This window comes from Thalassotalea fusca (assembly GCF_053485835.1).
Genome location: NZ_JBQRUN010000010.1, coordinates 1 through 23244, shown reverse-complemented (window position 1 = coordinate 23244; position 23244 = coordinate 1). Strand labels below are relative to the sequence as shown.

Sequence of the window (23244 nt, the reverse complement as noted above, 5' to 3'; positions counted from 1 at the left end):
TGAGTGATATATAATCCCTCGGTTTTTACATGTTGATTACAGCATAATACGTAACGAAAGCAGAGGTTTTATTGTTCAATGCGATTAATTCGCGGTTTACATAATATTCAATTATTTGCCAATGAGCGCTCTGAACGTGATTGTGTCTTAACTATTGGTAATTTTGATGGTGTTCATTTAGGCCATCAACGCGTAATTGAGGCGTTGGTAGACAAAGCCAAAGCGATGAATTGTATTCCAGCTGTCATGTTGTTTGAGCCGCAACCGCGAGAAATGTTTTCGCCGGATACTGCACCAGCGCGATTAACGCGTTTACGCGACAAGTACTTCTTATTAAAGCGTTTGGGTGTAGAGCGCTTGATATGTGTGAATTTTAATCGTCGCTTTTCACAGTTAACGGCGGAAGATTTTATTGAACAGCTGTTGGTTAATCAGCTTGGTATTAAATATCTCATTGTTGGAGATGATTTTCGCTTTGGCAAAAATCGTCAAGGAGACTTCGACATGCTATGCCAAGCGGGTGAAAAGTTTGGCTTCGGTGTTTCGGATACAGCAAGTTATAAGCTCGCTGATTGCCGCATTAGTAGCACGGCTATTCGGCAGGCGCTAGTGGAAAATGAATTGGCTCGAGCAGAAACCATGCTAGGGAGACCATACTCCATTATCGGACGTGTATTTCACGGAGATAAAAGAGGGCGCACGATAGGCTTTCCTACGGCCAATGTATTGTTGAAAAGACATGTATCGCCAGTTCGTGGTGTGTTTGTTGTAAAAGTTATATGCCAGTTCGGCGAGTATTTTGGCGCTGCGAATATCGGAACACGGCCGACTGTCAACGGCACGCGACAACAATTAGAAGTCCATATTTTCGATTTTAATCAGGATTTATATGGCCAATCGATCGAAGTCGTTTTACTAAAAAGACTTCGTGACGAGAAAAAGTTTGCTTCGGTAGAACAATTGAAGCTACAAATTGAACAAGATAACGAACAAGCACAACAATATGTGCTGACATTAAATTCATAAATTATAGTAGGTTAGTAAGTACTAACGATTAACAGTAACGGATATCAATATTCATGAGTGATTATAAACATACCCTGAATTTGCCTGCCACAGCCTTTCCGATGAAAGGCAACATGGCAAATCGTGAACCGCAAATGCTAAAGGATTGGGCTGAGAAAGATCTTTACGGCAAAATTCGCGCTGCGAAAAAGGGTAAAAAGTCATTTATTTTGCATGACGGACCTCCGTATGCGAACGGTAACATTCATTTAGGTCATGCCGTCAATAAAATATTGAAAGACATTATTGTTAAAGCGAAAACGCTTTCAGACTTCGATGCACCATATGTACCCGGCTGGGACTGTCATGGTTTGCCTATTGAATTGATGGTTGAGAAAAAAGTAGGTAAACCTGGTCACAAGGTTTCAGCAGCTGAATTTCGCCAAAAGTGTCGTGAATACGCAATCAAGCAAGTTGATGGTCAACGAGAAGATTTCAAACGTTTAGGCGTATTTGGTGATTGGGATAAGCCATACTTAACGATGGATTTTGACACTGAAGCCAATATCATTAGAGCGTTAGGTAAAATCGCTGATAATGGCCACTTAGAGCAAGGTTTCAAACCTGTACACTGGTGTACCGATTGCGGTAGTGCGCTAGCTGAAGCGGAAGTGGAGTACAAAGATAAGCAATCTCCTGCCATCGATGTGGCATTCAAAGTAGTTGATAATACGATTGCCAACAAGTTCTCGCACCCTGAAGATCACGAAGGGCAGGGTGATATTTCAATTGTCATCTGGACAACAACGCCTTGGACATTACCTGCTAACCGTGCGGTTTCAGTACATCCAAATGTGGAATACACGCTAGTTCAGTGTGAAAACGAGCAAGGTAAGTTTAGACTGATTTTAGCCAGCGATTTGGTGAAGTCGTGTATGGATCGTTTTGGCATTGAAAAATACCATGCATTAGGATTCTGTCAGGGCGAAGCATTAGACAAACAATTACTTGCTCATCCATTTTATGACATGCAGGTACCAATTATTTGTGGTGACCATGTTACTACAGACTCTGGTACTGGTTGTGTACATACTGCACCAGGACATGGTGTTGATGACTTTGTTGTTGGTAAAGAATACGGCTTAGAAGTTGCTAATCCAGTTGGTGCTAACGGGGTTTATTTAGAAGATACACCGTTATTTGCTGGTCAGCACGTGTTTAAAGCCAACGCAAGTGTTGTTGAAGTGCTTAAGGAAAAAGGCGCATTGTTACATCATCATGCGTATGAGCATTCATATCCACATTGCTGGCGCCACAAAACGCCTATTATTTTCCGTGCGACACCTCAGTGGTTTATCAGTATGGACAAAAAAGGATTACGCACCGATTCATTAACTGAAATCGAAAAAACGAAATGGATTCCATCATGGGGTGAAGACCGTATCAAATCAATGGTAGAAGGTCGCCCTGATTGGTGTATTTCACGTCAGCGTACGTGGGGCGTGCCAATTGCATTATTTATTCATAAAGATACTGGTGCACTACACCCAAGAAGTCTAGAGTTGGTGGAAGAAGTCGCTCAGCGAGTAGAAAAATCTGGTATTCAAGCTTGGTTTGACTTAGAAGAAAGTGAACTTATTGGCGATGATGCCAAAGAATATATCAAAGTGCCTGACACTTTAGATGTATGGTTTGATTCTGGCGTTACTCATCATACAGTTGTAAACGCCAGACCTGAATTTGATGGCCGTGCTGATTTGTATTTAGAAGGTTCTGATCAACATCGTGGCTGGTTTATGTCATCGATGATGTCTTCTGTTGCAATGAATGGTAAAGCACCTTATAGCCAAGTGTTAACACACGGTTTTACGGTTGATGTAAATGGTCATAAGATGTCTAAATCATTAGGCAATGTGGTTACTCCGTCTGAAATAACTAACAAGCTAGGCGCTGATATTCTTCGTTTATGGGTTGCGTCTGTTAACTATACGCAAGAAATCACGGTATCTAATGAGATTTTTAATCGTCAGGCCGATGCATATCGTCGAATTCGTAATACAGCGCGTTTCTTGTTAGCGAATATAAATGGTTTTGAACCGCAACATCATTCAGTTGCCGTTGAGAATATGGTGGAGTTAGATCGCTGGGTACTGGCGAAGGCGACTCAATTGCAAAAAGAAATCGTAGAATCTTACGATAACTATGAATTTCACAATGTAGTGCATAAGTTAATGAACTTCTGTACTACGGAGCTTGGTGGATTCTATTTAGACATTATTAAAGATCGTCAATACACTGCGAAAGATGACTCTGTAGCACGTCGCTCATGTCAAACAGCAATGTACTTGGTCGCTGAGGCAATGACGCGTTGGATGGCTCCGATATTATCGTTCACTGCTCAAGAAATTTGGCAGGTATTACCTAGTGTAGATGGCAATGAGCGTCCGGAGTTTGTATTCACCGAAACTTGGTTTGATGGATTAAACGTTGAATTAGCTGGAGGCGGATTTACTAACGAATATTGGAATGAATTATTGTTAGTGCGTAGTGAAGTTAACAAGGCACTTGAATCAGCTCGTAAAGAAAAAGTCGTTGGTAAAGCACTAGAAGCACGCGTTGAATTATTTGCTACGCAAGCGTTGGCGGAAAAACTAAGTAAGCTTGAAAATGAATTACGTTTTGTACTCATTACATCAGAAGCGTTAGTAACGGTTGTTGAGCAAGCTCCTGAAGGCGCTATTTCAACGGAAGTAGACGGCTTATGGTTATCAGTTGCTCCGTCAACAGGCAGCAAATGTGAAAGATGCTGGCATTACACCGATGATGTCGGACAAAATGAAGAACACATTGAATTATGTGGTCGTTGCGTGACCAACGTAGATGGTGCTGGTGAAGCTCGACAATTTGCCTAAGCTTTACAGCACATAATGTTGAAAATTAAAGGTGCAGGTGATAGTTATCACACTGCACCTTTTGTCGTTTAAATACCTTAACTAATAACGCAGTTAAGGTTGATGATAGGAAATATCAAATGAAGTGGTTTAGTAAAGAATCGAGTTTACGCTGGTTATGGATAACCGTTGTTTTTCTGATACTGGATCAAATAACTAAGCAGTGGGTTGCTCATTCGTTTTCACTTTACGAATCAGTTAGAATTACCTCGTTTTTTAATTTTACTTATGTCCATAACTTGGGGGCAGCGTTTAGCTTTTTGGCAGACCAAGGCGGTTGGCAGCGATGGTTTTTTACTGCGATTGCAGCAATCGCGAGTGTAATTTTTACCGTATGGTTGGCTAGAACGCCAAAAGAGCAACCCATGTTAGCTATTGCTTTAGCATTCATGCTCAGTGGCGCATTAGGAAATTTAATTGACCGTGTTTTATTAGGTTATGTGATTGACTTCTTAGATTTTCATTGGCAAGGAAGTCATTGGCCAGCCTTTAATGTCGCAGATTCCGTAATATTTATTGGTGCCGCGCTAATGATTATTGACTCATTTAAGCAAGACAGCCAAGCAAAAGAAAGCAGCAATAATAGTTAAACTTTGAAGAGATAGTAATGACTAAATTAATTGAAAAAGATTCTCAGATTATCGTGCACATAACGATGAAGTTGGCTGATGGATCAGCTGCAGATAGTACAAAAGTACATAATAAACCAGCTAAAATTATAATGGGTGATGCAAGTATTTCACCTGCATTTGAAGCGCAATTGTTAGGTATGTCGGCAGGCGAAAGCAAAGAATTTACGTTGGAAGCTAAAGATGCGTTTGGTGAGCTAAATCCAGACAATATTCATTATGTTGATGCAAGCAAGTTTTCAGCGGAAGCGCCAGCTCAAGTGGGAAGCATTATTACCTTTACCCAGCCAGGTGGTGTAGAATTACCGGGAATGATTAAAGAGGTTTCTGATTTATCAGTTACTGTTGATTTCAACCATCCACTTGCTGGACAAGCTGTTACTTTTGTAATTGATGTCGTTGAGGTGTTATAGAGGATACTATGGATATAATACTTGCTAACCCCAGAGGTTTTTGTGCAGGCGTAGATCGGGCCATTAGCATTGTTGATCGTGCCTTGGATTTATTTGACGCCCCAATTTATGTCAGACATGAAGTTGTTCATAATAAATTTGTTGTAAATGGTCTGAAAGATCGTGGCGCTGTTTTCGTTGACGAATTAGATGAAGTACCTGATGGTAGTACGGTTATTTTTAGCGCACATGGTGTTTCAAAAGCTGTTCGCAATGAAGCCAAACACCGAGGTTTAAAAGTTTTTGACGCAACGTGTCCACTCGTTACAAAAGTTCATATGGAAGTGTCACGTGCTAGCCGTAAAGGGGTTGAATGTATCTTAATCGGCCATGCTGGTCACCCTGAAGTTGAAGGCACTATGGGTCAGTATGAAAATGAAGAGGGTGGAATATATCTTGTTGAATCAGCTGATGATGTTGCACAATTAGAAGTGAAAGATGAAACACAACTGCACTATTGTAGCCAGACAACATTGTCCGTTGATGATACGAGTGATGTCATTGATGCGTTACGTAAAAAATTTCCATTGATTGAAGGCCCACGCAAAGACGATATTTGTTATGCAACGCAAAATCGACAAGACGCGGTTCGCTCTATTGCAAATGAAGTGGAACTTCTTTTGGTGGTAGGTGCTAAGAATAGCTCAAACTCAAATCGACTTAGAGAGCTTGCCGAAAAAATCGGTACTAGAGCATTTTTGATCGATACCGCTGATGATATTCAAAGCGATTGGATGGTGGGATTAAATAAAGTTGGTGTCACTGCTGGAGCATCTGCGCCAGAAATTCTTGTAAAACAAGTAATAGATAGATTAAAAACTTTTGGCGGCAAAGAAGTAGTCGAATTTCCAGGAAGAGAAGAAAATACGGTATTTGCGGTTCCGGTCGAATTGCGCTAGGCTTACCAAAGGTTAAAAGTTAAACAAATTAATAGTAGTACTTTTAAATTTAACAAGCTTTATTAATATTCCACGGCAATAAGTGGTTAAATTTATATGATAAAGGACAACCACTTATTATACGGATATAAGGTATGGGTTAATGCAGTTCACGTACGTGATTTTTAACACATATGTTACGCAGTTTTTGACATGCTTCGTGTGCCAATGGTTTTTTATTGCCAAAAAATATAGTAAAAGTATCAAAGTCCCCCACTTATTACTGAACAATATTATACTGAATGTATTGGTTGCCATGTTTAAGCACGTGGACGGGAGGATATTTGAGAAGTACTAAAGTCACAGGACTCACTTTCATCGAAGTGCTAGTTGCACTAGTAATTATCGTTACTGGCATACTTGGCGCAATAGCTATGCAGGCGTCTGCCAAAAAAGGTGCCTTCGATTCTATGCAACGCTCACTTGCATCTTCTCTTGCTCAAGATATTGTTGAGAGGATGCGTAGTAACAGTTCCAATCCAAATATTCTAGAGCTTTATGAAGGTACGTATGGTGCGGCACTTAATGCGCTTCCTTCTCCACGTTGCAATTCTAACGCAACATTATGTACACCTACCCAATTGGTTGCCAGTGATCTTTACGAATGGGAATTGAGTTTGATGGGCGCTGATGTTACGCAGAACGCGTCTAATCGTGGAGGTTTAGTTGGAGCTAGAGGATGTATACAACATGCTGCAAATGCCGTAATTGTAGTCATAAGCTGGGAAGGCAGGGAAGGCATCGCTGATGGTGGTGCCAGTAATAGTGATTTTGCAAAGAGTTGCGGAACAAGTGGCAGTAAACGTCGACAAATTGCGGTGGAGGCCTTTGTTTTCTGATGGACAATCGTAATTTACAGCAGCAAGGTTTCACAATAGTTGAAATACTTATATCTCTCGTGGTGGGTTTAGGCCTTTTACTGGGGGTATTGAGTATTTTTGTATCAATGCATCGCACTACAGAAGAAACTACCAGTTACGGTGAACTACAAGAAAATGGCCGCTTTGCTATCTCATTGTTAACCGATGATTTACTACGGCAGAGTTTTTGGGGAGATCTACCCGAGCAATTAGATACATCGTTGTTAATATCGTCGCCAGATCCAGCAACATTAGGCGGGGATTGTGTGGGGGCTGGTGCAAATAATGCGAGTTTTCCTACTGCTGTAGGCCATTTCAGAACGCTTTGGGCTGTTACGGCTACGGCGGCCAATAATATGGGCTGTATTAACAATGCTAAAGTTAATTCGGACATTTTACAGGTTAAGCGAGCATTGTCTGTTCAAACGTTGCCTGCTAATGTACAAGCGGATCGTTATTATCTCATTTCCAATTCCAACACAGGGGCTGTATTTGCAGGATCTGCTGCGATACCCAATGTAAATTTCGGTTCAATTTGGGAATACCAACATCATATCTATTACGTACGAGAAGAAACACAGGGCACAAATACAGTTCCTGTACTAGTACAAGGAACTTTGCAAAACAGTGCGGCCAGTGCGATGAACCTTTCTATGGTGGTTGAAGGTATTGAACACGTACATTATATGTTTGGTGTCGATACAAACAACAGTGGTACTGTCAATGCGTTCATCTCGGCAGACAATATGTTAGAAGCACATTGGGATAATGAATCTAATGTACGTATTTTGGCTGTTAAAGTTTATGTGCTTGCACGTGACATATTTCCCGACAGCCAATATGAGAATCTAAACACCTACCAATTAGGTGACAAAACGTTAACGTTTACTGATGGCCTAGGTAATGGTGATAATTATCGTCGTTTACTCTTTAGCTCTACAGTGACGTTACATAATGCGAGGGTTGATTCATGGCCTTAAGTGTAAAGAAACAAAAAGGCGTGGTGCTAGTAGTATCACTCGTCTTTCTGATTGCGCTAACAGCGGTTGCCGCAGCGCTAATGCAAAATACGGCAACTGATGTAAAAATGTCTGGTGCGAGTCAGGACAAAGTTGTTGCAACACAAGAAGCAATTAGTTCGACGGATGAAATCATTTATAATGAAGTCACAAAAGCAAATGGGACAAATCGTTTTGCTTCAGCAATAGCCGACTTTCCTTTGAATCCAGCACCTACGGCTTCTGCAGATGATACAACGGTTGTTGTTGATATCGCTAACCCTTATAACCTAGAGGCTGATTGCCCCCACTCTAAATCAGCGTCTTCTGTGCAAGTGTTTAAATGTAATGTTTTACAATTACAAGTCAACCGAGCTTATGGTCGAACGAACGCGAGCACAATTCAAGTCAATTCTGGCATTGCCCAACAACTACTTAACGTGGGGAATTAATGATGAATAAGCGATTACTTCCAAGTGCTTTAATTTTTTTGGCACCGCTACTTGCTCAAGGTGAAGACATTGAGCTTTATATTGGTGATAAGGCTGCACAGGCTGGCACTAAGCCTCAAGTCCTCATTATATTTGATAATTCGGGGAGCATGGCAACTACCGAAACTGTCAATGAACCATATGACCCTAATAAGACGTATCCCGCAGTAGGTGGCTTAAATGCATTGCAAGAGCGCATGATTTATTTCACTAAAGGTGTTGGAATTGACGGAGCCGCAGCAATTGTACCCGATAGTCCTAGTGAAGCACGTCGTTTTTTGGATGATATTAACAGTTGTGCGACGGCGCGAGAACGCTTAGCTACAGTTGGTTACTATACAGGTCATATCAGAGAGTACAAATTTAGTGGTAACTCAGGTAGTTGGCAAGAAATTCCTGATAATAACGGTGCTGATATACAAGTCATTGACTGTGAAGATGATGTTAGGCTGGTGCCGGCAAACCCTGAAGTCAATGCTGGAATTGAAAAGAGTGGTGGAGTAATTGAACAATTGCCTGACGGCTTTCCAATCGACGGTGAAGGCAGTAAAAAGAGTCCTGTTTATTATACCGCCAATGCAGCCGATTCAAATGTTATATGGTCAGGCGAAGTGGTTACACTTTATACTGATAATTATCTTCGTTGGGCTAACAGTGATGATATTCAGCAAGTAAACCTGACCCGGTTGGATATTGCAAAAGATACTGTTACAAATCTTATTGAATCTGCTCCTTCAGTTGATTTTGGCCTACAAATATTTAACCTGAATTATGATGGTGAAAACACACGCGATGGCGGTCGAGTTGTATTCGGGATTCAAGAAATGACAGCTGCCGCCCGTTCTGATTTAGTTAATATTATCGATTTAGAGTTATTTGCAGAAACGAACACTCCTTTGTGTGAAACCTTGTATGAGGCACGACGTTATTTTGGTGGCTTGTCTGTCGATTATGGTGATGACGATAAAAACTATGGTGGCTGGTATAAAGGTAATAACCCTCCTAGAGATACCTCGATTGAATCAAATGGTACTTACGTAACGCCTTTTGGTCAGTGTACCAACGAAGTTTATGTGATCTTAATTACGGATGGTCAGCCTACAGTTGATTTGGCGGCGGATTCTTATATTGCTGGCTTACCTGGAATTGGTGCGCCTTTTGATGTAAATGGGAAGAATAATTATCTTGCTGCATTGGCGGGATGGATGCATACCAATGACATCAATAGCGATTTAGATGATAAACAGACTTCAACCTTATTTACTATAGGCTTTGGTAAAGATGCCATTAATGATGCAGGGGAATTATTGCGAGAAGCGGCTAAATTAGGAGGAGGGGAATACTATCCAGCTGAAGACCCAAGCGCATTGTTGAGTTCACTACAGGCCGCTCTAACCACCATTTTGGAAGTCAATACTAGTTTTACTGCTCCATCGGTAGCGTCAAATAACTTTGACCGCACGGAAACTTTAGATGCGGTTTATTATGCGATGTTTGTTCCGGATCACGGCGCAAGGTGGCAAGGCAATATTAAGAAGCTTAAAGTAAGCAATGGTATTCAAGTTGATAGACTGGATAATGCAGCTATTGATGATAGCGGAAGTATTTCAAAAGATGCGAAAACGTTTTGGTCTACTGATACTGAACCCGACGGCAACGATGTTCGTTTAGGTGGCACCGCAGATATGCTACGAAACAAAACCAACCGAACAATATACAGTAATATTGGCGCTTCAGAAGCTTTGGTTGCTTTTACTAAAACCAATGCTGAGAACTTTTTTGGCGGAGCAACCGAGCTAGCTACGGAGCTCGATGTTCCAGAAGCAGATGTGGAAGCGTTACTTGATTGGGCAAAAGGGATTGACGTTGACGATGAAGACAATGACGGTTCAACCACCGATAATCGATATGATTTAATGGGAGACCCATTACATTCGAAACCGTTGGTTATCAATTATGGAGGCTCCAGCGATAGTCAGGATATTCGTATTATCGTTGGAACCAATGCAGGTGTGTTGCATATGTTTCAGGATAACGGTGACACAGTAGATGAAAATTGGGCCATCATGCCGCATGAGTTTTATAGCAAATATAAAAAACTAAGAGATAATTTTACTTCTGGTGGGAAAGTTTATGGGATCGACAGCCCAGCAACGTCTTTCTTGTTAGATGTTAATGGTGATGGAACTATCAGCTCTGGTGATGGCGATAAGGCATGGATATTTTTTGGTTTACGTCGTGGTGGCAGTTCCTACTATGGAATAGATGTTTCCAATCCAGATTCACCAAGCATGCTTTGGAAAATAGACGAAAATAGTGCGGGCTTTAGTGAGTTGGGACAAACTTGGTCGCAACCGCGCGTTGGTTATTCAAGCTTGAATATCTCGAATGGTGTACCGAAACCAGTGTTAATTTTTGGCGGTGGCTACGATATTTCAAAAGACTCTGATGGTCCTGGTGGAGACGACTCTGTAGGACGAGCAATTTACATGGTAGATGCGCAATCTGGCGCGCTTAAGTGGAGTTTATCTCCCGCAGCTTCAAGTGCGACCAACACTCAGGTCTCTACGTTGACAGATGGTATCGCAGCAAGTATCGGTGTTTTAGACAGTGATTCTGATGGGCTTATCGATCGAATGTATTCTGGTGATACTGGTGGCAATGTGTGGCGAGTTGATATGCCTGGCGATTCGCCGAGTAGTGGAACATCTCCTTGGACAGTACATAAACTGGCAAGTCTTGGGGGGACAACGAATGCAGACGACAGACGATTTTTTAGTGAACCTTCCATTGTTCGTACCTATATTTCAGATACGATTGAAACAACTACTACAGATGCTGATGGCGTCGAGAGTAAGGTAGTCACTCGTCAAGAACGTCCATATGATGCCATATTATTAGGCAGTGGAGATCGTTCAACGCCTGCAGATACCGATACTGATGATAAATTCTTTATGATCAGAGACGAAAATATTCGTACAACGTCTTTTGTTTCATCGCCTACAGGAGAGCAATTGGCAATTCCGACTCCTATTGCCGTTACTGATTTGTATGATTACACAGATAATCCATTTGGTGATTTTACGTACCCATACTCAGCTGACGAGAAAGCGGCACTGCAGTCATTAGAAATTGCTGTGAGCTTGAAATCTGGCTGGTTTGTAGATTTCACATCTAGCGGTGAAAAAAGTACAGCTGAAGCGATTGCTATCAATAATGTGGCATTTTTCACTAGCTTTACACCTGCGGATTCAAATAACTTTGCTCAAACCTGTCAGCTCAGTGATGGTTCTGGCAAGTTATACGCGATTGATTTAACCTTAGGTACGACAGTATTTGATTGGCGGACATGGGACATTGCGGCTGGTATCCCCGATACGCCGTCTATTGTTATAACAAAAGATCCTGATGATGATGATCCTGACACTTGTACAGATAATTGTGAAGAGGATCCTACAGAAGATCTAGCAACAATAAAATTGTTGGCCGGTAAAGTAATACCACTAGATTTCAATTTGAAAACTTCAAGAACCTATTTATACGTGACGGAGTCTAACTAGTGTTTAAAAAAACTCAATATGGAATGACATTGATCGAGCTACTGTTAGTTGTCGCAATCATTGGCATCATTGCTGCAGTCGCTTATCCGTCCTATACGGATAGCGTCGCTCGGTCAAATCGTGCTGAAGCACAGCGAGAATTACTTCGCATTGCAAACATGCAAGAACAGTATTTTGTTGATCATAGAACCTACGTGACGGATATGACAAAACTTGGATTGTCAGCTGATCCGTATATCACAGATTCCGGCAATTATAAAATTGACGGTACGGTTTCAGGGGTTACATTTAAACTTACAGCGACAGCCCAAGGTACTCAGGCTACCAAAGACAGTGGCTGTACAACATTGTCGGTTGAAGAAACAGGCAAGAAAACAGCGTCTGGTAGCGATTGTTGGGAGCAGTAGTATGAATAAGATTATCATGGCACTTAGCGTTGCCACTTTCCTTGTAAGCATATCAGGTGATGCATATGCTTTTGAAAGAAAGAGAGTCGAAATGAAATGTTATGTTGAATTACTTGGCGGCTCTTACGTTGTACACTATGCAACTATTCCAGAAAAGAAAATTGCTAAGTTGGAAAAATCTCTCGTAAAACAAAAAATTGTCACGGTAGGCAAGCGAGAGAAGCAAGAAATTAACAAAGTTACGGAATGTGTTGAAAAAAGCGTTGATTTCAAAAATTTCTTCGCGCGAGAACTGGAGAAAAAAACACTTCATTAGTCAACAAGATTGGTGAAATATTCGTATCAAGTATCTAATAGCAATAGAATTTCACTTGTAGTTTTAGCTACAAGTGATTTCACTGCCATTTCTGTCTTCGTCTTTATTGTCTCCATCAGTATCACTGGTCACATATGTTCTACCTGATGCTGATACTAGTATTCCTCTTGAAAGCGTAGCGCTGCCATAAGGACAATAACTAAACCGTGGTCCAGAACTTATTGCTCGTGTTAAAGTGCCTGTGGCAACGTAGGTTAGCCGTGTTTCACTGTATTGTAACTTGTCACCGGATTGTGCTGCAGCTTTCACTTTAATTAGTCTTTCATTGCTTGCCGGCTCGTAAACGCCATCGTTGTCGATATCGGTAAACACAGAGATTTCATTTCCCCAGTTGCTTGTACATGCATTGCTGGAACTTAAGGGACAAATGGTGACATTTGATTCCGAAGTGATTGCAGCATTCCTAGCTGATAAAAGTAAACGATGAAGTTCCGATATTTCATTGTTCACGCGAAGCTTTACAATAAACTCACTTAAGTTGGGAATGGCGATCGCCATTGTTATAGCTAATATACTAATGGTTATCAGCAGCTCGACCAAAGTAAATCCTCGGTAATTGCGCGTACTTCTGCCAGACATAAGCGGACTCCAAGCCAAACCTTTATATCTAATTTATACCACTAATTAGACTATTACGCTATTAATGTTAGGGGAAACGATGCTGGGGGACTTGTTCAGTGTGTCCCAAAATGCGACTAATTTGACTTTAGAGCGTGAGACTGTTGTGCGTGATTAACTACATTCTACATGAGCATAATAGCGGTTTTCTTCTTTATTATCTTGATCAATATCTGATGTCAAATATGCCTTGCCAGTTACTGACACTATGAGGCCTTTTGCCATCGATTTGTATTGATTGGGACAATATTTAAACGTGCCGTTCCCACCCCAAATTGCAAGGCGCCCAGTTGGTGCATAGACAAGTGCTGTTCGTCCTTTTGCATATTTTAGTGAATCTATCGAAGGTATTGCGTCTTTTTGTCGAATTACATATTCACCTTGCGTCTCATCTAACTGTTTATTCTTATTCGTATCGAAAAAAACAGAAAGTTCGTTCTGCCATTCACTTGTACACGCAAGGGTGTTGTCGAGAGGACACACAGTAATATATTGCTCGTTATGAATAGCTTGATTTCTCGCTAATAGCAGGAGTCTTTGTAGCTGTCGTATTTCATTATTGGCACGCTGTTTAGCGAGAAATGAGCCATAATTGGGCAATGCAATTGCTATTAAAATGGCGAGTATAGAAAGGCAGATAAGTAATTCGATTAGTGTTATTCCTTGCGTTTGTTTCATATTCTTCATTCCTTGAAGTTCGTGTAGTGTTGAATAGGTATAGACTATTCAACACCAAACGCAAATTGTAAGTTTAGTCGAAAATCATGTTTAGTCGTAAATCGTGGGTATAGGTGCTCGTTTGTGAATTGTGCGTTGGTAAATGCTCAATACTTTTTCTTCAATTTCTTTAGGTACTTCTTTACCTTCTAAGAAATCATCAAGTTGATCGTAAGACATCCCCAGAGCTACCTCATCTTCTTTGCCAGGATCGAGCTCTTCCAGATCTGCCGTAGGGGCTTTGACAATTAATTCGTGTGGTGCACCTAATGCGCTAGCCAATAGCCTGACTTGGCGCTTCGATAGACCAAACAACGGCGCCAAATCACATGCTCCGTCTCCCCATTTAGTGAAAAAGCCTGTTATGTTTTCAGCGGAATGATCAGTTCCTAGGACTAGTCCCCCTAGTACACCCGCGATGTGATATTGGGACACCATTCGGCTTCTCGCTTTTACATTTCCTTTGGAAAAATCGATCTTGTTGGCATCATCCAATTCAATTCCGCTGTCACCTAAAGCATTAAGTACTTCTGTATTCAAGGCGTCTACGCAGGCCTTAACATTCGTAGTAAGGCTAATAGTGGGTTGAATAAAACTGAGTGCCATTTGGGCGTCAGATTCGTCAGCTTGTATATCATATGGGAGTCGTACAGCAACAAATTTATATTCTGACGAAGAAGATTCACTATTTAGTTGATCGACTGCCAATTGAGCAAGCTTACCACAGGTCGAAGAGTCCACGCCGCCACTAATGCCAAGTACTAAGTGTTTTAACCCTGAGCCTTTTAGCTGCTTTTTAATAAAATTAACTCGTCTTTCTATTTCAAAAGTGACGTCGATTGTAGGCTGAACTTTCATTTCATTTATGATTGCTTCTTTGTTCATTAGTTTTCCTGTCTCTCGATTGAGTATGCTCGTCTTAACTGGCAATTCTGAATTGTACTAAGTTTAACTGTGTATTTTGTAGATACGACTTGACGAATTTTGTACAAATACTTCTCGCATCGTTTATAGTTTGCAAATTGGCAGTAGTTTAACAAATAGAATGGTGAGATGTGCAATAACTTTGCTTTTGTATCCGTTAATCAATTGTGTACAATTAGCAAATGACGAGATTCTAGTTGTTATTGGGGAACAAATGAAAAAAATTGAAGCGATTATTAAACCTTTCAAGCTAGACGATGTAAGGGAAGCGCTTGGTGAGATTGGCATTACGGGAATGACGGTCTCAGAAGTTAAAGGATTTGGCCGTCAAAAAGGACATACTGAGTTGTACCGTGGAGCAGAATACATGGTGGATTTCTTGCCTAAAGCTAAACTCGAGATTGTCGTGGCAAGCGAGAATGTTGAGCGATGTGTAGACGCAATTATGAAGACTGCCCAAACCGGAAAAATTGGCGATGGTAAAATATTCATTACCGATGTTGAACGGGTGATAAGAATTAGGACCGGCGAAGAAGACGGCGATGCAATCTAATCAAAAAGAGCTATATAAAATAGCTCTTTTTTCATAAATGGTTTTTTAATTTGATCTAGTTGCTGACCAATTCGTTGTTAGGGTAATTTGCCGCAAGTACTCTACGAGCGTTATTCTTAAGATCTACCAGACCAAGTTTTTCGTAACACTCAATCATCATCTCTAATGCAGCTTCAACTTCTTGACTCGGCGAATAATATTCAACGATATAGCGGCCACGGTTAGCTGCTGATGCGTATGCTTCTCTCTTGAAGTAAAAATGTGCCACTGCTAATTCATATTTCGCTAATCGAGACTTTATCCCAATCATGCGCTTTCTTGCATCAGCTGCATATTTACTTTGCGGGTACTCCGTGACAATCGTTTTTAAACTCTCAAAAGCTTCACGTGAAGCCGTTGGATCTCTATCTGAACGATCAATCCCTGCAAGATCTTGGAATAAGTTTTCTTCACTGGCTAAGTTGATCAACGCTCGCATATAGTGAACATAGTCTACATTTGCGTGGTTTGGGTTTAGCCTGAGAAATCTATCTGCTAGCGCAATTCCTTGGTCTCCGTCACCGCTTTTATAGTAGGCATATATCAGATCTAGTTGTACCTGATGAGAAATTGGACCGTAAGGAAATCGCGAGTCGATGGCTGACAAAATTTGAATAGCCTTTTGATACAATCCTGTGTCCAAAGCGGTACGCGCATCAGAGAATAGTGCTTGTGCAGATTTATCTGGCACTTTATCAATTTCATTTACATCAGAAGATGAGCAAGCACTTACGCCTATGGCAAGTGCAAGGAGTAAGGTTTTAATGGTCAATTTTTCCATGGACTTTTGTATCACAATCTTGTTTTAGTTAATTTTGTTTATTTTAATCGGAATTACTTAATGTTTTTCATTTTGCATCAGGTTAAAATAATGAGATGCATTCTAACCTAGCATGCTTTCCTTGCACAGTGCTAATTTATAGAGATTTCAATGGCAGAAAAAATTCAACTTGAAGACACCGTACCTGAATCATGTTTAGGTAAACGATTCGACCAGACTTTGGCAGAAATGTTCCCTGATTATTCACGCTCGCGGTTAAAAGAGTGGATATTAGCTGGCAATGTCACCGTTAACGGTAGCGTATTGACTCGCGCACGAGAAAAAATGTTTGGTGGCGAAACCATTCTACTAATAAGTGAAGTAGAAGCAGACGATCGTTTTGAAGCGCAAGATATCCCATTAAATATCGTGTATGAAGATGATGATATCTTAGTCATTAATAAGCCAGCTGGTTTCGTGGTTCATCCTGGAGCGGGAAATCCTGACGGCACTGTACTTAACGCGCTATTACATCACTGCCCTCAACTCGATGTAGTTCCCAGAGCAGGTATAGTGCACCGGTTGGATAAAGACACAACAGGGCTCATGGTTGTAGCGAAAACTATCGCCGCACAAACTAACTTAGTTGAATCCTTGCAAGCGAGAGAAATTACGCGTGAGTATGAAGCGATCGCTAATGGCATCATGACAGCAGGTGGCATAGTAGATGAACCTATTGGTCGTCATCCCACTAAGCGCACTCATATGGCTGTTACTATGTCTGGCCGTCCTTCTGTGACACATTACCGTGTAATGGAAAAATTTAGACTGCATACTAGATTAAGACTTCGTCTAGAGACAGGGCGTACTCATCAAATTCGTGTGCATATGGCTCATATTGCGCATCCTCTGGTCGGTGATCCTGTGTATGGTGGGCGTCCAAGACCTCCTAAAAATGCAACGCAATCGTTGCGCGAATCCTTGCTTGGTTTTAAGCGTCAAGCACTACACGCAGCGATGTTATCGCTTTTTCATCCTATTACAGGCGAACAAATGACGTGGCATGCCGATGTGCCAGAAGATATGGTCAAACTTGCTGAGCAACTTAGGGAAGACACAAAACTCAATGGCTCGCCAAGCTATTAATAAAGCATTTGATTCGGTTGAATTGCCAGTTGATGGAGTTTTGGCAATTCAAACGACACGCCTTCATCCCGTAAACTTAAATCAAGCAAATGCTAAATTTGGTCAATTTAATTTAGGTGTACACGTTGGTGACAATAAAACTTCTGTTATGGCTAATCGCCAAGTATTACAGCAGTTTTTACCAAAAGGTGCTCAAATTCAATGGCTTGAGCAGGTGCATGGGGATGATGTGACGATTGTTGAGCAGGTGTCTAATCAGGCTATAGTAGCCGATGCGGCAGTTACAACAACGAGAAACATCGCACTGGCTGTGATGACCGCTGATTGTCTACCTATCATTTTGGCTGACAAGAATGGTCATGAAGTAGCAGTAATTCATGGAGGCTGGAAGCCGTTAGTCAAAGGGATTATTCAATCAACAATTGAAAATATGAAATCTAGTCCTAGTGATATTCATGCTTGGTTGGGACCATGTATTGGTGCAAATAGTTTTGAGGTTGGTGCTGAAGTCCGTGAGAATTTCATCGCGATAGGTGCTTATCTGAGTAGTGCGTTTGTAAGTGTTGAAAGTGCACAGTCAGAAAAGTACTTGGGAGATTTACCCAAAATTGCGATTACAATATTAAACCAATCAGGCATTTCTAACATTGTTCATTCCAATAGCTGTACTGTTGCCATGAATGAAAGGTACTACTCGTATCGTAAGGAGCAGGTTACGGGGAGAATGGCTACCATTGTATGTTTGTGTTAAATCAAATTTTAAATATTATTTTCTCACTATAATGTTTTGTGACTTGATTCCTGCTCATTTGCCCATAAATTTAAGTTAAGCAAAGTCTTATACTAGTTAGTATAAATTATCCTCAATTCTTAGGAGCTTAACTTATGCGTTTAGACCGATTTACCCAATCATTTCAGATTGCTATCTCAGACGCGCAATCTATCGCATTAGGCAAGGATCATCAATTTATCGAGCCTGTTCACTTAATGCTCGCATTATTGAACCAAAATGCTGGCAGCACCATTCCGTTGTTAAAAAGTGCTGGTGTCGACGTACTTACTTTGAGAAAGCAGTGCGAAGAAGTGCTTACTGCGCTACCTCAAGTATCTGGTGCGGGCGGCGATGTTCAACTATCCAATAGCTTAGGTAATTTGTTAAACCTGTGCGACAAGCATGCGCAAAAATTAGGCGATAGCTATATTTCTTCTGACATGTTTGTACTTGCTGCACTAGAAGATAAAGGTAAATTAGGTCAAATCTTAAAATCACTAGGTGCCGATGAAAAACGTGTAAAAGATGCTATTGCACATGTACGTGGTGGTGAAAAGGTTGATGATCCCAATGCTGAAGACACACGTCAGGCGTTAAGTAAATTTACCGTTGATGTAACTGAGCGTGCGAGATCTGGAAAGCTCGATCCTGTTATAGGTCGTGACGATGAAATTAGACGGGCAATACAAGTCTTGCAACGTCGAACTAAGAACAACCCTGTACTGATAGGACAGCCTGGTGTTGGTAAGACCGCTATTGTTGAAGGGTTAGCCCAACGCATTGTTGATCACGAAGTACCTGAAGGTTTAAAGAATAAGCGCGTATTATCGCTAGATATGGGAACACTCGTAGCCGGTGCAAAATATCGTGGTGAATTCGAAGAACGCTTGAAAGCGGTATTGAATGAATTAGCCAAAGAAGAAGGTCAGGTAATTCTATTCATTGACGAATTGCACACTATGGTTGGCGCAGGAAAATCAGAAGGTGCAATGGACGCGGGTAATATGCTTAAACCTGCGCTTGCCAGAGGAGAATTACACTGCGTTGGTGCGACAACTTTGGATGAATACCGTCAATATATAGAAAAAGATGCGGCTCTCGAGCGTCGTTTCCAAAAAGTGCTAATTGATGAACCCTCTGTAGAAGACACTATTGCAATATTGCGTGGCTTAAAAGAGCGCTACGAACTACATCATTCAGTTGATATAACTGATCCTGCAATTGTTGCCGCAGCAACATTGTCTCATAGGTACATTAGTGACAGACAACTGCCAGATAAAGCAATTGATCTAATTGATGAAGCTGCTTCTTCAATTCGTCTGCAAATGGATTCGAAGCCAGAAGAACTTGATAAACTTGAGCGACGTATTATTCAATTAAAGTTAGAACAACGTGCTCTGGGTAAAGAGGATGACGATGCCTCGATTAAACGCTTGTCGTTACTTGAGGAAGAGCTAAATAAATGTCAGACAAGGTTTGATGAACTTGACGAGGTGTGGACCTCAGAAAAGGCTGCACTGCATGGCACACAAGCGATAAAATCAGATTTAGAACAAGCACGGATAGATCTTGAGCAAGCGCGACGCCTTGGGGATCTGAACAAAATGTCTGAGCTACAATACGGTCGAATCCCTGAATTAGAAAAGCAATTAGATCTTGCGACTGCTGCAGAAATGCATGAAATGAGTTTACTCAAAAATAAAGTAACGGATATCGAAATTGCAGATGTGCTAAGCCGAGCTACCGGCATTCCTGTTGCAAAAATGCTTGAAGAGGAACGTGATAAGCTGCTTAAAATGGAAGATAGTTTACATAACCGAGTAATTGGTCAACATGAAGCTGTTGTGTCTATTTCAAATGCTATTCGCCGTTCTCGCGCGGGCTTAGCGGATCCTAATCAGCCCATTGGCTCATTCTTGTTTTTAGGGCCTACTGGTGTTGGTAAGACTGAACTAAGCAAAGCATTAGCTCAGTTCCTCTTTGACAGCGAAGATGCACTAGTACGCGTCGATATGTCGGAGTTCATGGAAAAACATGCGGTAGCTCGACTGGTTGGGGCACCTCCCGGTTATGTTGGATACGAAGAAGGCGGATATTTAACTGAAGCGGTTCGACGTAAGCCATACTCGGTTATACTGCTGGATGAAATTGAAAAAGCCCATCCTGACGTATTCAATATCTTATTACAGGTATTGGATGATGGCAGATTAACCGATGGTCAAGGACGTACAGTGGATTTCAGAAATACCGTGATTATCATGACGTCAAATATCGGGTCAGACATTATTCAAAGTTATCGCGACGATAGCCACTATGCAGAAATGAAAGCGAGTGTTATGAATGAAATTGGTAATCACTTCAAGCCTGAATTTATTAATCGAGTAGATGAAGCTGTTGTTTTCCATCCGTTAGTTGCAGAACAAATTGAGGCGATTGCAGGGATCCAGCTACAAATGCTTACGAGTAGATTAGCTGAAAAAGATATTGAACTTGTTGTATCGCCTGAGTCTTTATCATTGATTTCAGAAGCGGGCTTTGACCCTGTGTTTGGCGCAAGACCACTCAAAAGAGCTATTCAACAAAAGGTGGAAAATCCGCTTGCTCAACACATCCTTGGTGGTGACTTCCTGACAGGTGATAAAATATCCGTTGAGGTAGTTGATGGTGTAGTGACGTTTATAAAGAAGTAACTCACGCTTTTAAATAGTGCTAGTGTAATAATGAGGTTTATTGTCCTACGCAATAAACCTCTACTTGTTTTTCGTTTATCGCCAATTGTTGCTGCTTTTCGGTTGCAGACAATAATTGTTTGTCACCATTCTCGTCAGTATATTCAATTTTATCGTAAGATTTTAATACCCGTACATTTGCTTTGGCTTCTTCACATTTCTCAGAAGAACCCGCTATTTGTAAAGGTTGGGTGTCTTCCGTCGACTCTTCAACATCATTTGTTGAATTGAGCACGGACCTTGGGGTTTTTGTTGAAACAGATATTTCAGTGAAGTTATTATGATCTGGCTGATGTTGACTAAAGTGAACAACGTTATTTTTATCCACCCACCTATAAACAGTTACATTGTCCGCCATTACAGCCGTTGAACTAACAAACACACTCAATACTAACCAGGATAAACGCATTTTGGTGATCTCTTATTGTCGTTTCTCGATGCGAAATTCATGACTCTTTGAAACCTTCCTAAATATAATAGTAGCATCACTAATTATTTTTAGTTAAAAAATAAAAAGCCAATCTGCTAAGAAAGACAACTCAATAAGTCCGTCACCCCATGTATTCACTACTAACTATAGATGGCGTTACGGTCAAGGTTCTTAATTAATCGTTCAAAAAACTAAAGCCTATAGATTACATATAACAATACACATCGTAGTTTACAAATAATTGTACTAATTTTGTTCAAAATAATCGTGATTCTTATGTTTTACCAAAATGTTGTGATAGATTAGCGAACAATTTGAATTGTAATATACTGCTCTAGGAATATGTCGAAATTGGAACACCCAACTAATAGTCCCGCGAAAGGGATCTACTTACTTCCTAATTTATTAACTACTGCCGGTTTGTTTTCAGGATTTTATGCTGTTGTTATGTCTATGAACGGACATTTTGAAAAAGCGGCGATTGCAATATTTGTGGCAATGATTTTTGATGGTCTAGACGGTCGCGTAGCTCGTATGACTAACACGCAAAGTGAATTTGGCGCGGAATATGACAGTATGGCCGATATGGTTTCATTTGGTATTGCTCCTGGCTTGGTAGCATATAACTGGGCTTTATCCGAGTTAGGTAAATTTGGCTGGTTGGCAGCATTTATATTTGTGGCGGGAGCAGCATTGCGACTTGCGCGATTTAATACACAGGTAGGTGTCGCAGATAAGAGGTTTTTTCAAGGGTTAGCGAGTCCCGCAGCCGCAGCGGTCATTGCGAGCCTAGTATGGTTAGGCACTGAATATGAAGTAAATGGACATGATTATGGATTTGTCATGGGATTACTTACAATAGCTGCAGGCTTGTTAATGGTGAGCAACTTTAGATATAACAGCTTTAAAGACGTTGACTGGAAAGGCAAGGTTAATTTTATCGTTGTATTACTTATCGTACTCGTTTTTGTTGTAGTTGCCGCAAGTCCTGCTGAATTACTTACTGTCATTTTCATGGGATACGCCATCTCTGGCCCTGTTACAACTATTCGCTCGGTTAAGGAATTGAAACTAGAACATGTTGTTGGTGACGACAAAGATGCTGATTTTGATGCTGAAAAAGTTAATCGTGCTAACTCTGATAGTAATGATGATTCCAAAAAGGAACTTTGATTGCGATGCAAACAGACAAATTCTAGATAGCGTAGGAATAAAGCCTAATTTAGAACTGTTATTGAAAATAGAGAAGAGCAAAATTCGAGTTTTGCTCTTTTTTGTTTCCAAATTCAATACTTCATGTACTTTCGTGCTTTATATCTCTGTTATGCGCATCTATACCTATTAGTGGAAATGGTAGCGATATGTCGAATTTAAATGCTCACACCATGCTTTTGAACGTGTGTAGTGTTAATTTTATACAAATCATCCTTGCGATTTAATGGTTTTGAACAATAATTAATCACTCAGTCATTTATTTTGAAAAACTTTAAAATAGTGCTTGACCTTGTCGCATAAATCCCTAAAATGCGCATCCACTTCTCGGGGACAACCAAGAAGCTGCTAAGACACGGAAATGCTTAGTTCACACGAAAAGGAATGTAAAGTGTAAGTTTTGATAAGTTTTGTAAGTGAATAACTGGGCAAAACGTCAAACCAAACTTAGAAAAATAAATTAAAGTTTTTTAAGAAAAAGGTTGACATCAAAACGAGGTTGCGTAAAATGCGCATCCTACTTCGGACAAGGTCTGAAGTAAACGCTAAGCACGAATGCGATGTCTAGCGAGATTCGATAAGAATCGCTCTTTAACAATTAGTTATCATGCAATTTGTGTGGGCACTCACATTAATGTTAATTGAAATAAGCAGCTTGTCTGCACATTAACTTAATG

Annotated in this window: 21 protein-coding genes; 16 read left to right on the top strand and 5 right to left on the bottom strand. The window is 40.8% G+C overall.

The genetic code is table 11. The annotated features are described in order from the left end of the window. Window positions 1-78: 78 nt before the first annotated feature. The 11 genes from ribF to ACSLUK_RS13050 all read left to right on the top strand — a co-directional run bounded on the left by ribF (window position 79) and on the right by ACSLUK_RS13050 (window position 12607). Window positions 79-1026 (top strand): bifunctional riboflavin kinase/FAD synthetase, encoded by a 948-nt coding sequence (gene ribF, locus ACSLUK_RS13100; protein WP_448549116.1) that lies wholly within the window; start codon window positions 79-81, stop codon window positions 1024-1026. A 53-nt stretch (window positions 1027-1079) separates the two neighbouring features. Further along, complete coding sequence (gene ileS / locus ACSLUK_RS13095) at window positions 1080-3917, top strand: isoleucine--tRNA ligase (RefSeq protein WP_448549115.1); 2838 nt, start codon at window positions 1080-1082, stop codon at window positions 3915-3917. A gap of 119 nt (window positions 3918-4036) precedes the next feature. Continuing rightward, complete coding sequence (gene lspA / locus ACSLUK_RS13090) at window positions 4037-4546, top strand: signal peptidase II (RefSeq protein WP_448549114.1); 510 nt, start codon at window positions 4037-4039, stop codon at window positions 4544-4546. A 17-nt stretch (window positions 4547-4563) separates the two neighbouring features. Next, a complete protein-coding gene (gene fkpB, locus ACSLUK_RS13085) occupies window positions 4564-4998 on the top strand; it encodes an FKBP-type peptidyl-prolyl cis-trans isomerase (protein WP_448549113.1) in 435 nt (144 codons plus the stop codon). A gap of 8 nt (window positions 4999-5006) precedes the next feature. Further along, on the top strand, window positions 5007-5936 hold the full coding sequence (gene ispH / locus ACSLUK_RS13080; protein ID WP_448549112.1) for a 4-hydroxy-3-methylbut-2-enyl diphosphate reductase: 930 nt from the start codon (window positions 5007-5009) through the stop codon (window positions 5934-5936). Between the two features lie 323 nt (window positions 5937-6259). Next, window positions 6260-6814: a type IV pilus modification protein PilV gene (pilV, locus tag ACSLUK_RS13075; RefSeq protein WP_448549111.1), complete on the top strand. Its 555-nt coding sequence runs from the start codon at window positions 6260-6262 to the stop codon at window positions 6812-6814. Further along, window positions 6814-7815 carry a PilW family protein gene (locus tag ACSLUK_RS13070; RefSeq protein ID WP_448549110.1) on the top strand — a complete coding sequence of 334 codons (1002 nt, stop codon included), beginning with the start codon at window positions 6814-6816 and terminating at the stop codon, window positions 7813-7815. The genes pilV and ACSLUK_RS13070 overlap by 1 nt, the downstream gene beginning before the upstream one ends. Continuing rightward, a complete protein-coding gene (locus tag ACSLUK_RS13065; RefSeq protein ID WP_448549109.1) occupies window positions 7806-8285 on the top strand; it encodes a PilX N-terminal domain-containing pilus assembly protein in 480 nt (159 codons plus the stop codon). The genes ACSLUK_RS13070 and ACSLUK_RS13065 overlap by 10 nt, the downstream gene beginning before the upstream one ends. Next, the gene (locus ACSLUK_RS13060) at window positions 8285-11884 is read left to right on the top strand and encodes a pilus assembly protein (RefSeq protein WP_448549108.1); all 3600 of its coding nucleotides are present in this window, start codon (window positions 8285-8287) and stop codon (window positions 11882-11884) included. The genes ACSLUK_RS13065 and ACSLUK_RS13060 overlap by 1 nt, the downstream gene beginning before the upstream one ends. Then, a complete protein-coding gene (locus ACSLUK_RS13055) occupies window positions 11884-12291 on the top strand; it encodes a type IV pilin protein (protein WP_448549107.1) in 408 nt (135 codons plus the stop codon). The genes ACSLUK_RS13060 and ACSLUK_RS13055 overlap by 1 nt, the downstream gene beginning before the upstream one ends. A 1-nt stretch (window position 12292) precedes the next feature. Continuing rightward, a complete protein-coding gene (locus ACSLUK_RS13050; RefSeq protein WP_448549106.1) occupies window positions 12293-12607 on the top strand; it encodes a TapY2 family type IVa secretion system protein in 315 nt (104 codons plus the stop codon). A gap of 63 nt (window positions 12608-12670) precedes the next feature. Here the strand turns inward: ACSLUK_RS13050 and ACSLUK_RS13045 are convergent, their stop codons facing one another. The 3 genes from ACSLUK_RS13045 to nadE form a co-directional block, all read right to left on the bottom strand. After that, window positions 12671-13246, bottom strand: coding sequence for a GspH/FimT family pseudopilin (locus ACSLUK_RS13045; protein ID WP_448549105.1), 576 nt, complete (start codon window positions 13244-13246; stop codon window positions 12671-12673). Window positions 13247-13399: 153 nt separating this feature from the next. Beyond that, window positions 13400-13963: a GspH/FimT family pseudopilin gene (locus tag ACSLUK_RS13040; protein WP_448549104.1), complete on the bottom strand. Its 564-nt coding sequence runs from the start codon at window positions 13961-13963 to the stop codon at window positions 13400-13402. Between the two features lie 90 nt (window positions 13964-14053). Next, window positions 14054-14887: an NAD(+) synthase gene (nadE, locus tag ACSLUK_RS13035; protein WP_448549103.1), complete on the bottom strand. Its 834-nt coding sequence runs from the start codon at window positions 14885-14887 to the stop codon at window positions 14054-14056. 253 nt (window positions 14888-15140) lie between these two features. Between nadE and glnB the strand changes: the two genes are divergently transcribed. Continuing rightward, the gene (gene glnB / locus ACSLUK_RS13030) at window positions 15141-15479 is read left to right on the top strand and encodes a nitrogen regulatory protein P-II (protein WP_448549102.1); all 339 of its coding nucleotides are present in this window, start codon (window positions 15141-15143) and stop codon (window positions 15477-15479) included. A gap of 55 nt (window positions 15480-15534) precedes the next feature. On the opposite strand, the gene bamD is transcribed toward glnB, so the two are convergent. Further along, window positions 15535-16299 (bottom strand): outer membrane protein assembly factor BamD, encoded by a 765-nt coding sequence (gene bamD, locus ACSLUK_RS13025; protein ID WP_448549101.1) that lies wholly within the window; start codon window positions 16297-16299, stop codon window positions 15535-15537. Between the two features lie 150 nt (window positions 16300-16449). Here bamD and rluD point away from each other — a divergent pair, with 150 nt between their 5' ends. From rluD to clpB, 3 genes are all read left to right on the top strand, one after another. Further along, entirely contained in the window at window positions 16450-17424 is a 975-nt protein-coding gene (gene rluD / locus ACSLUK_RS13020) for a 23S rRNA pseudouridine(1911/1915/1917) synthase RluD (RefSeq protein WP_448549100.1), read from the top strand. Beyond that, window positions 17405-18175 (top strand): peptidoglycan editing factor PgeF, encoded by a 771-nt coding sequence (pgeF, locus tag ACSLUK_RS13015; RefSeq protein ID WP_448549099.1) that lies wholly within the window; start codon window positions 17405-17407, stop codon window positions 18173-18175. The genes rluD and pgeF overlap by 20 nt, the downstream gene beginning before the upstream one ends. 134 nt (window positions 18176-18309) lie before the next feature. After that, window positions 18310-20886, top strand: coding sequence for an ATP-dependent chaperone ClpB (clpB, locus tag ACSLUK_RS13010; protein WP_448549098.1), 2577 nt, complete (start codon window positions 18310-18312; stop codon window positions 20884-20886). A gap of 37 nt (window positions 20887-20923) precedes the next feature. Here clpB and ACSLUK_RS13005 read toward each other — a convergent pair whose 3' ends face one another. Continuing rightward, the gene (locus tag ACSLUK_RS13005; protein ID WP_448549097.1) at window positions 20924-21334 is read right to left on the bottom strand and encodes a DUF4124 domain-containing protein; all 411 of its coding nucleotides are present in this window, start codon (window positions 21332-21334) and stop codon (window positions 20924-20926) included. A gap of 363 nt (window positions 21335-21697) precedes the next feature. On the opposite strand from ACSLUK_RS13005, the gene pssA reads away from it, so the two are divergent. Then, window positions 21698-22528: a CDP-diacylglycerol--serine O-phosphatidyltransferase gene (pssA, locus tag ACSLUK_RS13000; protein WP_448549096.1), complete on the top strand. Its 831-nt coding sequence runs from the start codon at window positions 21698-21700 to the stop codon at window positions 22526-22528. The last annotated feature ends 716 nt before the right edge of the window (window positions 22529-23244 follow it).